This is a genomic window from Actimicrobium sp. CCI2.3, from assembly GCF_035019065.1.
In the GTDB taxonomy this organism is placed as follows: Bacteria; Pseudomonadota; Gammaproteobacteria; order Burkholderiales; family Burkholderiaceae_D; genus Actimicrobium.
This window is the reverse complement of sequence record NZ_JASJWR010000028.1, coordinates 23,587-39,881: the sequence shown is the minus strand read 5'-3', so window position 1 is coordinate 39,881 and position 16,295 is coordinate 23,587. Positions and strand designations below refer to the sequence as shown.

15 protein-coding genes are annotated in these 16,295 nt (G+C 57.7%); 3 read left to right on the top strand and 12 right to left on the bottom strand.

The window, feature by feature from the left end; genetic code table 11:
- Window positions 1-83: 83 nt before the first annotated feature.
- Window positions 84-428, bottom strand: coding sequence for a hypothetical protein (locus QN370_RS15555; protein WP_322128564.1), 345 nt, complete (start codon window positions 426-428; stop codon window positions 84-86).
- A 399-nt stretch (window positions 429-827) separates the two neighbouring features.
- On the bottom strand, window positions 828-1,436 hold the full coding sequence (locus QN370_RS15550) for a DUF1415 domain-containing protein (RefSeq protein ID WP_322128562.1): 609 nt from the start codon (window positions 1,434-1,436) through the stop codon (window positions 828-830).
- A gap of 139 nt (window positions 1,437-1,575) precedes the next feature.
- Here QN370_RS15550 and QN370_RS15545 point away from each other — a divergent pair, with 139 nt between their 5' ends.
- Complete coding sequence (locus QN370_RS15545; RefSeq protein WP_322128561.1) at window positions 1,576-2,112, top strand: YaeQ family protein; 537 nt, start codon at window positions 1,576-1,578, stop codon at window positions 2,110-2,112.
- On the opposite strand, the gene mltB is transcribed toward QN370_RS15545, so the two are convergent.
- From mltB to QN370_RS15525, 4 genes are read right to left on the bottom strand one after another with little or no spacing between them, the layout of a single operon-like run.
- Window positions 2,102-3,199 (bottom strand): lytic murein transglycosylase B, encoded by a 1,098-nt coding sequence (mltB, locus tag QN370_RS15540; RefSeq protein ID WP_322128560.1) that lies wholly within the window; start codon window positions 3,197-3,199, stop codon window positions 2,102-2,104. The two genes, QN370_RS15545 and mltB, sit on opposite strands and share 11 nt — an antisense overlap.
- A complete protein-coding gene (locus QN370_RS15535; RefSeq protein ID WP_322128559.1) occupies window positions 3,196-5,214 on the bottom strand; it encodes a DUF3488 and transglutaminase-like domain-containing protein in 2,019 nt (672 codons plus the stop codon). Before QN370_RS15535 ends, mltB begins: the two co-directional genes overlap by 4 nt.
- On the bottom strand, window positions 5,211-6,197 hold the full coding sequence (locus QN370_RS15530; RefSeq protein WP_322128558.1) for a DUF58 domain-containing protein: 987 nt from the start codon (window positions 6,195-6,197) through the stop codon (window positions 5,211-5,213). Before QN370_RS15530 ends, QN370_RS15535 begins: the two co-directional genes overlap by 4 nt.
- Window positions 6,198-6,207: 10 nt before the next feature.
- Window positions 6,208-7,128 (bottom strand): AAA family ATPase, encoded by a 921-nt coding sequence (locus QN370_RS15525; protein WP_322128557.1) that lies wholly within the window; start codon window positions 7,126-7,128, stop codon window positions 6,208-6,210.
- A gap of 138 nt (window positions 7,129-7,266) precedes the next feature.
- Here QN370_RS15525 and QN370_RS15520 point away from each other — a divergent pair, with 138 nt between their 5' ends.
- Entirely contained in the window at window positions 7,267-8,217 is a 951-nt protein-coding gene (locus tag QN370_RS15520; RefSeq protein ID WP_322128556.1) for a histone deacetylase family protein, read from the top strand.
- Window positions 8,218-8,291: 74 nt separating this feature from the next.
- Window positions 8,292-9,224 carry a ribosome biogenesis GTPase YlqF gene (ylqF, locus tag QN370_RS15515; RefSeq protein ID WP_322128555.1) on the top strand — a complete coding sequence of 311 codons (933 nt, stop codon included), beginning with the start codon at window positions 8,292-8,294 and terminating at the stop codon, window positions 9,222-9,224.
- 19 nt (window positions 9,225-9,243) lie between these two features.
- On the opposite strand, the gene QN370_RS15510 is transcribed toward ylqF, so the two are convergent.
- From QN370_RS15510 to QN370_RS15485, 6 genes are all read right to left on the bottom strand, one after another.
- A complete protein-coding gene (locus tag QN370_RS15510) occupies window positions 9,244-10,167 on the bottom strand; it encodes a 3-hydroxyacyl-CoA dehydrogenase family protein (protein ID WP_322128554.1) in 924 nt (307 codons plus the stop codon).
- An 80-nt stretch (window positions 10,168-10,247) separates the two neighbouring features.
- The gene (locus tag QN370_RS15505; protein WP_322128553.1) at window positions 10,248-12,446 is read right to left on the bottom strand and encodes a hypothetical protein; all 2,199 of its coding nucleotides are present in this window, start codon (window positions 12,444-12,446) and stop codon (window positions 10,248-10,250) included.
- Between the two features lie 339 nt (window positions 12,447-12,785).
- Window positions 12,786-14,435 carry a chaperonin GroEL gene (gene groL, locus QN370_RS15500; RefSeq protein ID WP_322128552.1) on the bottom strand — a complete coding sequence of 550 codons (1,650 nt, stop codon included), beginning with the start codon at window positions 14,433-14,435 and terminating at the stop codon, window positions 12,786-12,788.
- A 95-nt stretch (window positions 14,436-14,530) separates the two neighbouring features.
- Entirely contained in the window at window positions 14,531-14,821 is a 291-nt protein-coding gene (locus tag QN370_RS15495) for a co-chaperone GroES (protein ID WP_009666956.1), read from the bottom strand.
- Window positions 14,822-15,224: 403 nt separating this feature from the next.
- Window positions 15,225-15,644: an organic hydroperoxide resistance protein gene (locus QN370_RS15490; protein WP_322128551.1), complete on the bottom strand. Its 420-nt coding sequence runs from the start codon at window positions 15,642-15,644 to the stop codon at window positions 15,225-15,227.
- A 102-nt stretch (window positions 15,645-15,746) separates the two neighbouring features.
- The gene (locus QN370_RS15485; protein WP_322128550.1) at window positions 15,747-16,205 is read right to left on the bottom strand and encodes a MarR family transcriptional regulator; all 459 of its coding nucleotides are present in this window, start codon (window positions 16,203-16,205) and stop codon (window positions 15,747-15,749) included.
- Window positions 16,206-16,295 lie beyond the last annotated feature (90 nt).

Genomic DNA, 16,295 nt, shown 5'->3' with positions numbered 1-16,295 from the left:
AGGGCAAACCAAAAAGGGATCATCTGAAAAGAGGATCCCGATTATTGGCTTTGTAATTCAGCCCTGTAATTCAGCCTTGTAAATCAGTCTTGTGAATCGTCCTGGCCACCAGACGTTCCATCCTTTGGCTTGAATTGCTTGTCGCTAATGCGGAACTTGTCACGCCGATCGCCCATGAGAACGCGCAGGTCGCGGATGCTGAGATCGCTGACTTCGTGCATGCGGATCAGCAGCGAGGCACCGACCGGCAGACGGCGATGGCGAATCTTGCTAATAACGGGAGGTGCCACTTCCAGCGCACGCGAAAGCGCCGCATCGTTTTTAAGGTTCAACTTGCTGATTAACGAATCAAGCAGGTTGTTCGGGTCGTACGCTAGGAGATCTGAAAGCCGGTTACTGGACATGGTGTGTTCTAACTGAGTGGTCATAATCTAAATAATTCCATAGGGCAAGTTAAGTGTACAAGGAAAAATGCGTCGTCTGTGGTTTATTAGCAATAAATGCTTGGACTACATCGAATTCATACAGTTGCAATTGCGCTCGCATTTTTTTTGGCGGGTTACCAGCGCTTGTAATAACAGCTGGCAGTACAACCCACATGGACACGAAAATGCAAAAATCAATGCGCAAGACCTGCTGGAAGTTGCGAATTTAAGAAGGGCAGAGGTTCTTCCCGGTTTGTTTCCTCATTATTTCCGCGCGGTAGCCTGGTAGTAATGAATTGAATTACCCATCGACACTTCATTTCACGTGTCATCAAGTTTATTCAGTCGCCATGATGATATTTTGATAATGCTCAATGGGATGAGTCGTGCCGTCGACTTCCGTTACCCATCTGATTGGTCGACTGGCTTTTGGTCGTCAGTGTTGCCTGTTTCTATGGAGTCCAGGTTCAACGCCCGCCAACCGGCATGGCCGAGTCCGTGCAATGTCGCGATATTACGTTCAAAAATACTGGCTGCATCCGGGAATGTTTCTACGGCACGGTCGATGCTGTTTTCACGCAGCAGATGCAATGTCGGGTAAGGCGACCGATTGGTGTAATTCTCGATATCGTCGGGGCGCGTCCCTGCGAATTGATAGTGCGGATGAAAGCTGGCGATCTGCAAGATGCCATCAAGCTGCAAGTCCTCCAGCGCCTGGTCGGCCAGATCAAGGAAATCGTTATAGTCGAGGAAGTCGGCAAGCAGGTGGGGGTGAATCAGCAACGTGGTGTCGATGATCTCGGGATCGCTTTCTGACAGCATCCGCATTTCTTCTGCCAGGTCCGCCAGGAGCGCCGACGTCGTCGTTGCGTTACTGACCTGAAAGCGGATCTGGTTGCGACTATGAACAGCTTTGGCGAACGGGCACAGGTTCAGGCCAATTACCGCGCGTTCCAGCCAGGTGCGGGTTGCACTGATGAACAGGGTTGGGTCGGCTACAGTAGAAGGCATGGTGGCGCGTGGTCGGGAATCGGGTCGCCATTATAGGCGACGGCACCATCTTTTACGCTGCTGTTGAGTGTGATCAGCTATGCTTCACAACCGCATTCGCGCAACCATTCACCTATCGCATCAGGAAAACCACCCCGCAATGGCAATCAAGGCAACCATTTACAAAGCAGATATCCAGATCGCCGATATGGATCGGCATTATTACCAGAACCATGTACTGACCATCGCGCGTCACCCATCCGAAACCGACGAACGAATGATGGTGCGCTTGCTGGCATTTGCGCGCCATGCCCATGAAGCACTGGTGTTTGCCAAGGGGATTGCGGATGCGGACGAACCGGATATCTGGCAAAAAGACCTGACCGGCGCGATTGACCTCTGGATTGATGTCGGGCAACCGGATGACCGCCGTATCCTGAAAGCCTGCGGTCGCGCCGATAAGGTCAAGATCTACAGCTACAGTTACAGCAGCCCGATCTGGTGGAACCAGATCGGCAGCCGGGTCGACCGGGCACGTAACCTCGAGGTCATCAACTTGTCGCCGTCCAGCAGCCTGGAAATGGCCAAGCTGGCACAGCGCAACATGCAATTGCAATACACGATGCAGGACGGAGAGGTCTGGGTCAGCGGTAATGGCGAGACCCTGCAGATCGACCTGACCCTGCTCAAGGGTTAATGGCCCGGGCAGAACGCACCGAGCGACTCAGGTCGACTACCGACATCGCATAAAAGAAGCTGCGGTTGTACATCGTGATGGCAAAGAAGTTTGCGGCACCGAGCCAGAATTCTGGCGCTTCGTCGCCATTCTGCAAGTCAACCAATCCGAACAGCATGTTGTCCGGGAGCGGTGTTGTGGGCAGCACGCCCGCCGCCTTGAGATCAGTGACGCTGAACTTGGCCTCCAGTCCCTGGTTGATGAAACTATCCCAGGCTTGCGCGCCAGCACCGTCTTTGGCACTCACTGAAGCCGGAAAGACGATCGGCTCGCCACGGCGCCAGCCATGCTTGACCAGAAAACTGGCGACGCTGCCAATCGCATCTGCCGGCGAATTGCGCAAATCGATTTTGCCGTCTCCGTCGAAATCGACGGCATAGCCGCGAATGCTGCCAGGCATGAACTGGGGCCAGCCGATGGCACCAGCGTACGAGCCGGTCAGGCTCAACGGATCGATCTTCGAATCCCGTGCGTAGAGCAGTGTGTTTTCGAGTTCGCCGCGAAAATACGCCATCCGCGCCGTGCGCGTCGGGGTATCCGGATAATCGAAGGCCAGCGTCGTAATCACATCCATGACGCGGAAGTTGCCGGTATAGCGGCCGTAGAGTGTTTCGACACCAATGATCGCAACGATGATTTCAGCCGGCACGCCAAATTGCGATTCGGCACGCGCCAGCGCCTCGGCGTTCTCATTCCAGAAACGCACGCCACCATTGATGCGAACCGGTTCGACAAAACGGGCCCGATACGCCTTCCAGTTTTTTGGCCGGCTTGCCGGTGCAGGCTTCATTAGCTGGACGGTGCGTTCGATGTAGGCAGTCTGTCGAAACAATTCTTCCAGGGCAGTACGATCGAATCCATGGCGCGTCACCATCAGGTCAATGAAGTCACCGACTTCTTGCCATCGCGAAAAATCGGCCAACTGACCTGTGCGCGCACTGGCAGAGCGCTCCGGTTCGGCTGCCGAGGCGCAGGCAACACCGAGGGTGAGAGAAAGGGCGAGCGTGGTACTACGCAGTACGTGTTGGGGAAATACGGAAAAAGTCATCGACAGGCGGCCAATAAAGTGTGTAGGTAGGACAGCGCAGCACGACGCCGGCGAGGTGCCACCGTACCATACTGCAGCGCCTCATAGCTGACCAGAAAGCGGAGCGCAGCCGCTTTTGTGTGCTCCGGCAGTAGCGTATTGGCTGCCACGACAGCCATGAAAGTGCGCGGCCCATCGTGTGGCGCACGGATCAGGCCGAAGCGCGCCATACGCCGGCAAAACGCCGCATACAGCTTGCCGGCCGGATCGCGTGTGGCGCGGTTCTTCAGCAGCGGCAGCATCATGATGGCCATCACCAGACTGCCTGCACCCAGCATCAGTGCGGTCAGTACCGGCCAGTCGACTTTGTCGATGCCGAGCCGGGCGACCAGATTTTTTTGCTGTTCGGAGGAATAGTTCAGTACGCGCTGGTTCCACGCATTCGAGAGCGCATCCCAGTTGAATCGGGTCAGTGCCAGCCACGAACCACGTGCGGGCGACAGCGTCACCAGTCCGCCAAACAAGCGCCGGCCCGACTGGCTGGCGACACTGCGCTCGATCCGTTCCGGGGCGACCGCGCCAGTCGGGTCGACCCGGATCCAGCCGCGTTGTTCTATCCACACTTCGGCCCAGGCATGAGCGTCGCTCTGGCGCACTTCCATATACCCGTCGCTCGGATTGATTTCGCCACCCTGGTAGCCTGTGACAACGCGCGCCGGTATGCCCAGTTCACGCATCAGTACGACAAAGGCAGAGGCATAGTGTTCGCAAAAACCGGCTCGGCTAGAAAATAAGAATTCGTCGACGGCATTGCGGCCTAGCAGGGGTGGCTCGAGCGTATAGCGGAAGGGTTCGCGGCGAAAGTATTGCAGCACCAGTCCGATCAGTTCTGCGCTGTCGCTGGAGCGCGCCAGCAAGCTGCGGGCGAAGCCGGTGGTGGCCGGATTGATACCGGCGACGCGTTGCAATCCATCGTTGAGTTCATCCGGCACGCTATCGGCCTGCAATGAGAACTGCGTCCACGACGTGACGTCGTAGCGCAGCCGGGTGTCGATTCGCTCGCTGGCCAGCAGCTGGAAATCGTTGGCGAGATAAGCGTTGTTGCCGCGCAGTTGTGGTGGTGCGACAGGTGTCTCCAGCGCGAACAGCCAACGTCGGCCATGCGGCTCCATCGTTACCTCGTAGCGTGTGGACGCACTGCCTGGCAAGGCTTTTACGCTGCCGGCTTTCATTGGAGTCTGGGGTTGTGCCGTCCACGTCCGGCCATCGAAATGGGACAGCACACTGGCGCGCCAGTACAGCGTGGCCTGGGACGGTACCGGATCGATGAATTTGACGCGAAAGGCGATGTCATCGGATAGCGCGAGCGAGGAAATCATTCCCGGTGTCATGGAGTCCGACAGCCCCGTACGGGCACCGGTCGCATCGCCCGGCAAACCCCACAGCGGCCCCTGAATGCGCGGAAACACCAGAAACAGTACCAGCATCAAGGGCGTGGCCAGGCCGACAATGAGCGTGGCGAGGCGCAGCTTTTTTTTCAGGGGTGGTACGGTACCAGTGAACTGGAAGGACAGTTGTGCGGTGAGCAGCGCCACCACGGCAATGGCCATCAACAATGCGGTGAGGATGTTTTGCGAGTAAAAAAAGTTAGTCAGCAGCAGAAAAAAACTCAGGAACAGCACCACGAACAAATCCCGTCTGGCATGCATCTCCAGCAGCTTGAGGATGAGCAGCAGCGCCAGCATGGCCACCCCGGCGTCGCGTCCGAGCAGAGTCCGGTAGGCGAGGTAAATGCCGGCCATCGCCAGTGCCGCGACGGGCAACAATAACCAGCGCGGAGGCAATCGTCTGCCGGTCCAGGTGATCCAGCTGCGCCAGCCAAGCAGGGTCGCGACGCCAGCCGAAATCCACAGTGGCAAATGAAAGAAATGCGGCAGCAGCACCAGCAGACACGCACCCAGCAAGGTCAGCATGTCGGCCTTGTCGCGGGCGATCGGTGTGCGCACTTTGCGGGCGGGTACGGAGGTCGTGGTCATGCTGGCGCAAACTCGGCCAGTGCCTGCAGACAGGCCGCTTGTTGTGCCGGTCCGTGCGCGGATGGCAGGTTCAGCGCGCCTAGCCGGAATGCATACGGCAAGCGACTGGCTTCGGCATCCAGCACCCAGCGCGTCATGCGCGAGAGCTTCAGTTCCAAGTCCATCACCCGTGGAAAGGCAGCAAAATCGATCACCAGTTCGCTCACGGCACCGCCTTCGAACTGTTTGGTCAGCAGCATGCCGCCGAGTGCCGGATCGATCCGGGCAATCTGGCGCCATGCAAGTTGCTGCATCGGATCACCGGGCCGATACGCACGGATACCGGCGAAGTCGTCGCTGCCCGCCATCCCGATGCCGTGCGCAGCATGGTTGGCCACCAGCGGCAACGGTGGTGCACCTTGTTCGGGGTGCGGATAGACCAGTACCCGCATGTCGGGTTGCCAGTAACTCCAGGCTCGCAACAAACCCAGCGGAAAGCGCGTGACCAGTCGTACACGCGGTGCCGGTAACCAGCCGCGTGTGACGCTTGCCACGCCCAGCGTGATTTTGCTGGTACCCAGCGCAGCGACATCGACCGCCTGCGCGACGGCACCGGCATGACCGTAAAAATCCATCCAGATCGCATACCGGTCATGCTTGCGCCGGTTGATCAACTGCAACTCGAACGACGCCATATCGCCGCAAAAAATCGCTGGAGCACGACCTGGTGCCAGATGCAGATAGGCCAGATTGCGAAAGGTCAGGTGCATGTCGACCACCGCACATGAAGCGATCAGGAAAGTAAAGGCAAAGCCAAGGTTCAGGTTGTAGTTGACGGAGCCGGTAAATAGCAGCACCAGCATGGTGGCGAAGCCCCAGCCTGCACCGCTCGGGACGATGAAGACACGTCGCTGGCTGAGGACGATTTCACCCGTCTCCGGACCCGCCAGTCGATAGAGCCAGCGATCAATCAAGGTGCCGATCCGGGTGCGCTCGATCGTCATTGGTGCCGCGTCAGAGGGCGACCGACTTGATCATTTGCGCGATCAGATCGCGGCTTGTCAGGGCGGATCCGCTGGCCGATTTCAATGGCCGCAAGCGATGCGTGGCAACCGGCCCGAGGACGGCCTGCACATCTTCGGGAATCACATGATTGCGACCTTCGAGCGCGGCCCAGGCACGTGCTGCCTGCACCAGTGCGATGGCGGCACGCGGACTCAAGCCCTCCTGGAACAGGCCATTCTGGCGCGACGCCAGCACCAGCGCATGGACATAATCAATCAGCTTGTCGGAGGTGTGGATGCTCGCCAGACCGGCCCGTGCCGCCAGCAAATCGGCTGGTTGCATGGACGCACGCAGTGCCTGCAGCATGCTGCGTCGATCTTCGCCCATGAGCAGCGCACGCTCGGCGGCAATGTCCGGATAACCGAGCGACAGGCACATCAGGAAGCGATCGAGCTGGGATTCCGGTAACGGAAATGTGCCGATCTGGTGGGCCGGATTTTGGGTGGCGATCACAAAAAATGGCTGCGGTAGCGCCCGCGTGACTCCATCGGCGGTGACCTGTCGCTCTTCCATCGCTTCAAGCAGGGCGGACTGGGTTTTGGGCGTGGCGCGGTTGATCTCGTCGCCCAGCAGTACTTGCGTGAAAATCGGTCCCGGATGGAACACGAAGCGGCTGGTTTCACGGTCGAAGATCGAGACGCCCACCACATCAGCCGGCATCAGGTCGCTAGTAAATTGCACACGATTGAATTGCATGCCCAGCGAAATTGCCAGCGCATGGGCCAGTGTCGTTTTGCCGACACCGGGGACGTCCTCGATCAGCAAATGGCCACCGGCCAGCAGGCAAACCAGCGCCTGGCGCACCTGAAGTTCCTTGCCAACCACGATCTGGTTGATCTGTTTTGCCGCAGCGTGAACGGGTGAGTACATGAGTCGTCAGAGAATAGTCGGTGGGAGGAACTTGTGCACTGCAATCTTGGTTACACTTGCCAGATTCTATGCGAGAACGCTAGGTATTGCCTGATGGAATATTTCTGTCGGTGGAATGCCAATAACCGTCAAGGGCCCATGAGTACTGGTTTTTTTACCCATTCCGATTGCAGTCGCCATGAGATGGGATCGTGGCATCCCGAGGCACCCGCGCGCCTGCAAGCCATTGATGACCAGCTGATCGCTAGTCGCATCAGCTGTCTGTTGCAGCATCATGAAGCGCCCTTGGCGACGATCGCCATGTTGTCCAGTGTGCACACGGCGGAAGCGATTGCGCGCGTGACCGATCATGTTCCGCTTGATCGGCCTGATGTTGAACCGTACTTTGCGATCGATCCCGACACCTTCCTCAATGCCCACAGCATGACCGCAGCATTGCGCGCGGCGGGCGCGGCGGTGGCAGCAACGGACGCGGTAATGGCTGGCGAGCTTGACAACGCATTCTGTTCGATTCGCCCGCCCGGCCATCACGCCACGCCAACTGCGCCTATGGGTTTCTGCCTGTTCAATAATGTCGCGATTGCGGCCCGCCGGGCAATCGAATTTCATGGTTTGCAGCGGATCGCGATTGTTGACTTTGATGTCCATCATGGCAACGGTACCCATGACACGTTCCGGGATGATCCGCGCGTGCTGATGACGAGTTTTTTTCAGGAGGCGCTGTATCCGTTTGTCGAGGAGTCAGGCAGCAAACCGGGCTTGCACAACATGGTCAATGTCGGCGTGCCTGCCTTTAGCGGTGGCGACATCGTGCGCCAGGTGGTCACCGATAAATGGCTGCCGGCATTGCACGCGCACCAGCCACAAATGATCTTTATCTCGGCGGGTTTTGATGCCCATCGCGAAGATGATCTCGGCCAGATGGGTTTGCTCGAAGAAGACTATGCCTGGATCACGAAACAGATCATGCTGGTCGCGCAGCAGTACGCACAGGGTCGTATCGTCAGCTGCCTGGAAGGCGGCTACAACCTGTCGGCACTCGGACGCAGCGTGGTCGCCCATCTGAAGGTGCTGGCTGAAATCGATTAAGCCTGACAGAACGGTCCGGTCTGCGGCAGGCAGCGGGTAGAATAGCGACCTCTTTTCTCAGGATCGAATCGTCAATGTCCATACAATGGTACCCAGGTCACATGAATGCCGCCCGCAAGAAGGCGGCCGAAGCCATGGAGAAGGTCGACATGGTGATCGAGGTGCTGGACGCCCGTTTGCCACAGGCCAGCTGCAATCCGATGATCGAAACGCTGCGTGCCGACCGGCAGCGGCCCTGCCTGAAAATCCTCAACAAAAGCGATATCGCTGATCCGGCTGCGACGGCGGCATGGATCGCGTATTACAACCGCCAGCCCGACGTGCATGCGGTGGCACTGAGCTGCAAGCTACCCGCCGATGTCGCCAGAATTCCGGCCCTGTGCATGAAGATCGCACCGCATCGGGGTACGCCACTGAAGCCGCTGCGCATCATGATCATGGGCATTCCGAACGTTGGCAAATCCACGCTGATGAATGCGCTGTTAAAAAAGCGCGTGGCCAAGGTCGGCGATGAGCCGGCGGTCACCAAGATTCAGCAGCGCCTGTATCTCGGAAATAACATCGTGCTCACTGATACGCCTGGCATGTTGTGGCCAAAAATCGCACTGCCCAGCGATGGACTGATGCTGGCAGCAAGCCATGCAGTGGGCAGCAACGCGCTGATCGAAGAAGAGGTGGCGACGTTTCTGGCGGATGCCTTGCTCATGTACTATCCGCAGCAATTGGCAGCGCGCTATGGGGTTGATCCGGCTGCAATGGACGGTGTCGGGATCGTCGAGGCCGTCGCGTTGCGACGTGGCTTTCGCCTCAAAGGCAAGGGCGTTGATCTGGAAAAAGCGGCGCACACGTTGCTGCAGGATTACCGCAGCGGTGCCTTGGGACGGATTTCGCTGGAGACGCCGCAGACGCGCGAAGTCCTGCTGGCCGAGCATCAGGCCATGCTCGATGCCAAGGCCGCGGCAAAAGCCGCATTCGTCGAGGCACCGACGGATAACTATCGCAATTGATTCGCCGGTTGATCGGGTCTCAGGCGGTGCGATTGCGGCGTAGCAGTGCGCGGCGGCGGGCGCTTACCGACGCAATGCGTTCTTCATTCCATTCATAAAATCCGCGTCCGCTGGAGATGCCGAAATCACCTTGTTCAACCTGCTGGCGCAGCAGTTCGAGCGGTTGCTGGTCATCTGCCAGCTCTGGCATCAGATGCATGCCGATCTGTAGCAATGTGTTCAGTCCGCCCAGGTCGGCTGATTCCAGTGGTCCCATGATGCTGTAGCGTCGTCCCAATGAGGCGGTCATGACCGCGTCGACTGTTGCCGCGTCGGCAGCGCCACTGCGCACGATATGCAGCGCCTCGCGCAAGAGTGCGAACTGCAAGCGATTGCCAATGAAGCCGGGGATCGCCTTGGCGAGCAAGACTGGTTCGGCCTTGATCTGGTGCAGCACTGCCATGGTTTTTTCAATGACGTCCGGTGTGGTCGCGCTGGCCGGAACGACTTCTACCAGCGGAATCAGATGCGGCGGATTCCAGAAATGCGCGATCAGAAAACGCTGCTTGTGCTGCATGTTTTCACACAGCAGGTCAGGCAAAAAACCGCTGGTATTACTCATGATGAGCGCGTCCGCCGGCAGCAGACATTCGAGCTGTGCATACAGCGTGTGCTTGATCTCAAGCACTTCCGGAATCGCTTCGATCACGATGGCGGCGTTCGCCAGCGCGGCCAGATCGCTGGTGACGGTCAGCGACTGCTGTGCCTGCTGGCGCTGGGCTGGCGTGCATGACTCTGCGTCGATCAATTCGGTGAGGATGTCGTTGACGATGACGGGAATCTGCGTCATGCGCCGGGGATCTGCTTCGATCAGGATGGTGTCAAAACCGGCAAGAGCAAAGCGCGTCGCGATACCCGCACCCATCAAGCCGCCACCGATTACACCAATGGAACCGATTTTCATTGTTGTCCTTTTCAGCCGGGTTGGGGAAGGGGCATGCCGCGCCGAACGTGGCATGCCCCGTTGATGAATAGTCTGTGACTTTACACCACGGCCCCCTTGTCGCCGGTCAAGTCGTGGCGTGAGCCATCGGTCTGCGAAGAAGTTGCGATGCCCGAGAGCCAGAAATCGAGCTTTTTGCCGGCTTTATTGTTGGAGTAAAAAATCCCCTGACGCAGCGTATCGGCAAAATACGTGATGCCGTTCTTGATCGGCGTTCCGTCGGCGAGGCGCATGTCCTTGACGGGATTGATGAAACGGGCGGCATGGAAGCGTGCCGGAAAAACGGCGTCCGGCAAACGCAGATTGTCGCCAACCTCAAGTGGCGTCGGTGCCGGATGTTCCGGCGCATAAGTACACGGCACAGCGCTTGGTAACGTGGCCGAGTGAACGGTCACTTTCGGCCACATCGCGCCGACGATGTCGAACGGCAAATGCAGCATGTCCTCGACGTTATACTCTTTGTCCCCGACCCGGCATGTCTGGATTTTGCGCTGATCGACGTTGTAGAGCTCGCCGATTTTTCCGCGCCATAGTTCCGGCAGGGTCGATTGATAAGTCGGATATTGACCGTTGCAAATCATGTGCACTTCATACGAGGTATTCGAGCAGGAATTGAAGGGACGCTCCGGCGGGAAGCGACCTTTGTCACCGTGCCAGAGCGGCGTGCCGCCATACGGATAAGCGTTGTCGCGCCCCGCCATGGCACGTGTCAGCGGCACGATCTTGTCCGGATATTTGCACGGCAGGACGGTGGTCACGTTGGGCAGACCAGTGAACTTGAGTGACTCGGCAATCGGTGCCACGCCGCCAGGATAGACTGCCGACGTATCGAATGTCGGGTGTACTTCGCCTTCCCATACCTTGCCGCTGATCGGGGTGGCTTCCTGATGCAGGAGGCCCATCTGGAGCCGGGCGTCCTGATACAGACATCCCATCTGCAGCTTGCCTGACGTGCCGTCCGGTCCCGCTTCGCGCCACAAATTGAGTGGCGCAATATGCGCGACATGGCCATAGGTGACGGGGAACTGTAATTGCAGCGACACCCCGCGATGATTCGGTGGCAGCACCGTGTTGGTAATGGCTTTGTGCAGCATGTCCAGGCGTGCCTGGTTTTCAGGTGCATCGACGGCGGCGGCAAAGGTCGATTCCTGGCGAAGTGCATTTTTCAGCTCTTCTGTCGTGGCGGGTGGTGACCAGCGACCTGCTACGGAAGGCGCATTGAAGACATCGCGCACCGCAGGAATCTGTTCAAACAGGTCCGGCGGCGCTACCGGCGATTGCAGGGGTATAAATGGCTTCACATAGTCGGGACGTCGTTTGATCTGCTCGCGCAAGGCGTTGGCGATCTCGCCGGGCAACGCACCGTCGATCCGGACATTGCGCGCGTAAGTCGCTTGCGCTGTCGGGAGGGAATTCATGTTGAAGTCATTGTCGAGCAGCCCTTCTTTTTCAAGGTCCTTGCCCAGTGTCCCGAGGAAATTGCGATAACTCGTTGTGGTCGCCTCATGGGTTTCAAACGCACGGTCGAGATTGATCAGATCATGAATGGCTTCCTCCCTTCCCATGCGTTCACCGCGTAGTGCCAGCTTTCGCTCAACGGCCGCCAGTTCGGGTTGGCCGAGTTCGTGCAATTGCTTGCCGATGCGCTGTGCCGTTTCTTCGGCAGCATCTTTGAACGCATTGCGCGCATGCGGGTTGCCGTCGACCACCACGGCAAAGCAGCAGCCGTGCTCATCACGAAAGGTGTGCAGCACCAGCACCGTATGACTGCGCGGAAGTGCACTGCCGCCTTCGTGCGCAGCGAGCATGCCGAGAAGGCTCAAGCTCACCGGGCCGTGTTTGGCAACCAGCGCTTCGATATCATTGACAGCAGGGTTGTGATGAACCACCAGAGCAGGTTGCGTCGTTGCCTCCGGGGCCAGCTTGGTGACGACTGCGCGTTGCAAGTTGCAGGTATCCGTCAGCGCCAGGTGTTCGCGATTGAAAGCGAAGCTGCTGGAGGCGGCTTTGGTCGCTGGCATCGATTGGAGTGATTCCAGAATCGCTTGCGATACGATTCCGCGTCGGGCTGTTTTTTGTGACGGGGAAGAGCGCCCAGGCAAGCTGGAAGGCGTTGCAAATTGTTGAAGTGCGCGGGCATAGCCGCTGGCAACGAGGCGATTGATCTTGTCGCCAAGACTGTGTTGATTCGGTGGCTGGCACAGGGTTGGTGGGGGTAGTCTAGTGATGGTTGAAAACATCGTATTCTCCTTGTGAAGCATCCTGATAGAAGCGCTTCTGCGTGTTGCAGGCAGAAGTGCGTTGGGCGATAACGCGGGCACCGCAACGGTGTCGCGTGCTGAACCGGCAATAAGGGACTTGCGCGGGTGGGCGGCGTTATGTGGCCAGAGGATGAACACGGGTTCCGTTATTAACGGGGGAGATCAGGCTCTTTCGATGGTCGCTTGATGATTGTTTGATGCGGATTAAATCTCAGGTGCGACAAGACGCAAAAAAGCCTGCATGGCGATGAACCATGCAGGCTTTTTAATTGCAGTACAGCAGCGCTTCGGTAGCTTTCCGAAGCGCTGCCATCGACATTACATCATGCCGTCCATACCACCCATGCCGCCCATACCACCCATGCCGCCGCCCATGCCGCCGGCTGGCTTGTCTTCGGCCAGTTCGCAGACCATGCAGTCGGTTGTCAGCATCAGGGATGCGATCGAAGCGGCGTTTTGCAGTGCCGAACGCGTGACCTTGGCTGGATCCAGAACACCCATTTCGACCATATCGCCGTAGGTGCCGTTGGCCGCGTTGTAACCGTAGTTACCCGTGCCTTCGAGGACGCGTGCAACCACAACTGAGGCTTCTTCGCCAGCGTTTTGCACGATCATGCGCAGTGGCTCTTCCATGGCGCGCAGGACAATCTTGATACCGGCTTCCTGGTCAGGATTGTCGCCTTTGACGTTGATGTTGGCACGTGCGCGCAGCAGGGCAACGCCACCGCCAGGAACAATACCTTCTTCCACGGCAGCGCGGGTAGCGTGCAGTGCATCTTCGACACGGGCTTTCTTTTCTTTCATTTCGACTTCGGTGGCAGCGCCAACCTTGATCACTGCAACACCGCCGGCCAGTTTGGCAACGCGCTCTTGCAGTTTTTCACGGTCGTAGTCCGAGGTCGCTTCTTCGATCTGGACACGCACTTGCTTGACGCGTGCTTCGATCGCCACAGCTTGACCAGCGCCGTCGATGATAGTGGTGTTTTCCTTGCCGATTTCGATACGCTTGGCTTGGCCCAGATCTTCCAGCGTGATCTTTTCCAGTGTCAGGCCGACTTCTTCAGCGATGACTTGACCACCGGTAAGGATGGCGATGTCTTCGAGCATGGCTTTACGACGATCGCCAAAACCTGGTGCCTTGACAGCACAGGTCTTCAGGATGCCGCGGATGTTGTTGACAACCAGGGTTGCCAGCGCTTCGCCTTCGATGTCTTCTGCGATGATCAGCAGTGGACGACCGGCCTTGGCGACTTGTTCCAGCACCGGAAGAAGGTCACGGATGTTGGAGATTTTTTTGTCGCACAGCAGGATGAACGGATTGTCCAGTGTTGCGGTCTGCTTTTCTGGATTGTTGATGAAGTACGGGGACAGATAGCCGCGGTCGAACTGCATGCCTTCGACGATGTCGAGTTCGTCGTTCAGGGATTTGCCGTCTTCAACAGTGATGACGCCTTCCTTGCCGACTTTTTCCATCGCTTCAGCGATACGCTCGCCGATCGAGTAGTCCGAGTTTGCCGAGATCGCGCCAACTTGAGCGATTTCTTTGGTCGTCGTGCATGGCTTGGCGATCTTGGCCAGTTCTTCGACGGTCGCTGCAACAGCCTTGTCGATGCCGCGCTTCAGATCCATCGGGTTCATGCCGGCGGCAACGAACTTCATGCCTTCGCGGACAATCGCTTGTGCCAGCACGGTGGCGGTCGTGGTGCCGTCGCCGGCGTTGTCGCTGGTGCGGGAAGCAACTTCCTTGACCATTTGCGCGCCCATGTTCATGAGCTTGTCTTTGAGTTCGATTTCCTTGGCGACCGAGACACCATCCTTGGTCACGGTCGGGGCACCGAACGAGCGCTCCAGCACGACGTTACGGCCTTTAGGGCCCAGGGTGACCTTGACTGCGTTGGCCAGAATGTTGACGCCTTCGACCATGCGTGCACGGGCGGCGTCGCCGAAAATAACTTCTTTAGCTGCCATGTTTATAGCTCCTTGAATTCAGTTGGGATTGCGTTGCGCCGGGTTCCGACCAACGCAGGACATCGTGGACCAGTCGTTTTGACCGGTCAGCAACATCACTTTTGAACGATTGCCATGATGTCTTCTTCGCGCATGACCAGCAATTCGTCGCCGGCGATCTTGACTGCCTGGCCCGAATATTTACCGAACAAAACGCGATCACCGACTTTGACATCCAGCGGACGGACTTTGCCATCTTCCAGAATTTTGCCGTTACCAACGGCGAGCACTTCGCCCTGGTCCGGTTTTTCAGCAGCTGCTTCAGGGATGATGAGGCCGGACGCAGTTTTTGTTTCCTGGTCGAGGCGTTTGACGATGACGCGATCGTGCAGTGGACGAAGGTTCATGAAAACTCCTTAAAGTTCAGTGGGTTACGATTGTTTTGCGGCAATACTGCTGCAAAGATGACTTCACTGCGCAGCATTACCGCACCAGAAAAGTGGAACGCCGGGGGAGTTGTTAGCACTCTCTCCCGACGAGTGCTAAGTATATGGGCGACATGTTTGTTTTTCAAGCGGGGTCGGTGAGAAAGAGTCATTGCCTGATGCCACCGGCATCGATTCCGGGGCACACGCTTGGCTTGCGCCATTGCGCAAAAAGGATGGCGGCGTTGACGCGCGGTCGTGCCGGCTGTCTTTTCGAGAAGTCTTCACAAGACAAAACGGCTGGTCGCGGAGAACAATCCGGGACCAGCCGTGATGGTGATACGTGATTGACGTCGGAGTGACGCGCCAGACCTGTCAGGTCCTATCAGACCAGTACGATCTTCACATCCACATTGCCGCGGGTAGCGTTCGAATACGGGCAGACTTCGTGGGCCTTGTCGACCAGCGTTTGTGCCGTGGCTTTGTCCATGCCTGGAATGCTGATGTTCAGGGTGACGGCGATGCCGAAACCGCCCTTGTCGTTCGGGCCGATGCCAACTTCAGCGTGGATCGACGTGTCTGCCGGCACGGCGACCTTGGTTGCATTGCCAACGAATTTCATTGCGCCGATGAAGCAGGCCGAATAACCGGCTGCGAACAGTTGCTCCGGGTTGGTACCATCGCCGCCGGCACCGCCCATTTCTTTTGGTGTGCTCAGCTTCAGGTCGATATGCTTGTCGCTGCTGATCGAACGGCCTTCACGGCCGCCGGTAGACGTGGCTTCTGCGGTATAGATGATTTGCATGGTTTTTCCAATGTGGGTTAGTGCGGCATCGATGTCGATGGCGTGCCATAATTTAACTCACAATTAGATTGTGTGCAATTTAATTGTTTAAAATCTAGATTGCTATTCCTTGCTGCCGATCAGATCGTCCCGTATCTGCAGCAGTTGCGAGCGCATGCCGACCAGCGTGGTCGGCGTCTTGCCGCTGGCGCAGACGATTTGCTCCGGTATGCCCTGGGCTTTCCGTTTGAGCAGACGGCCTTCGCGGGTCAGGGTGATCCGGACCTGACGTTCGTCGATATCGTCACGCGTACGCATGACCAGTGCCAGTATCTCGAGGCGTTTGAGCAGCGGTGTCAGCGTGCCCGAGTCGAGGAAAAGTTTTTCGCCAATATGCTTGACCAGTACATCGTCTTTTTGCCAAAGTACCAGCATCACCAGGTATTGCGGATAGGTGATGCCGAGTTTTTCGAGGAACGGTTTGTAGGTCTTGGTCATTGCCAGCGAGGCCGAATACAGCGCGAAGCAGAACTGGTTATCCAGTGCCAGCATATCGTCAGCGGCGAGTGGAGCGGAGGGCATAGAGTTTCCTTGATCAGACGGAGAGTGGCGCATGGGATAATCGGTTGTTATGTTTATCTGGCGATATGGTTGTAATGCTATGCGAATTCT

Bases quoted from the DNA above. Each gene is read 5' to 3' on its own strand.
- QN370_RS15555 (WP_322128564.1), bottom strand. From the start codon at position 428: ATGACCACTCAGTTAGAACACACCATGTCCAGTAACCGGCTTTCAGAT.
- QN370_RS15550 (WP_322128562.1), bottom strand. From the start codon at position 1,436: ATGCCTTCTACTGTAGCCGACCCAACCCTGTTCATCAGTGCAACCCGC.
- QN370_RS15545 (WP_322128561.1), top strand. From the start codon at position 1,576: ATGGCAATCAAGGCAACCATTTACAAAGCAGATATCCAGATCGCCGAT.
- mltB (WP_322128560.1), bottom strand. From the start codon at position 3,199: ATGACTTTTTCCGTATTTCCCCAACACGTACTGCGTAGTACCACGCTC.
- QN370_RS15535 (WP_322128559.1), bottom strand. From the start codon at position 5,214: ATGACCACGACCTCCGTACCCGCCCGCAAAGTGCGCACACCGATCGCC.
- QN370_RS15530 (WP_322128558.1), bottom strand. From the start codon at position 6,197: ATGACGATCGAGCGCACCCGGATCGGCACCTTGATTGATCGCTGGCTC.
- QN370_RS15525 (WP_322128557.1), bottom strand. From the start codon at position 7,128: ATGTACTCACCCGTTCACGCTGCGGCAAAACAGATCAACCAGATCGTG.
- QN370_RS15520 (WP_322128556.1), top strand. From the start codon at position 7,267: ATGAGTACTGGTTTTTTTACCCATTCCGATTGCAGTCGCCATGAGATG.
- ylqF (WP_322128555.1), top strand. From the start codon at position 8,292: ATGTCCATACAATGGTACCCAGGTCACATGAATGCCGCCCGCAAGAAG.
- QN370_RS15510 (WP_322128554.1), bottom strand. From the start codon at position 10,167: ATGAAAATCGGTTCCATTGGTGTAATCGGTGGCGGCTTGATGGGTGCG.
- QN370_RS15505 (WP_322128553.1), bottom strand. From the start codon at position 12,446: ATGTTTTCAACCATCACTAGACTACCCCCACCAACCCTGTGCCAGCCA.
- groL (WP_322128552.1), bottom strand. From the start codon at position 14,435: ATGGCAGCTAAAGAAGTTATTTTCGGCGACGCCGCCCGTGCACGCATG.
- QN370_RS15495 (WP_009666956.1), bottom strand. From the start codon at position 14,821: ATGAACCTTCGTCCACTGCACGATCGCGTCATCGTCAAACGCCTCGAC.
- QN370_RS15490 (WP_322128551.1), bottom strand. From the start codon at position 15,644: ATGCAAATCATCTATACCGCAGAAGCCACGTCTACCGGCGGCCGTGAA.
- QN370_RS15485 (WP_322128550.1), bottom strand. From the start codon at position 16,205: ATGCCCTCCGCTCCACTCGCCGCTGACGATATGCTGGCACTGGATAAC.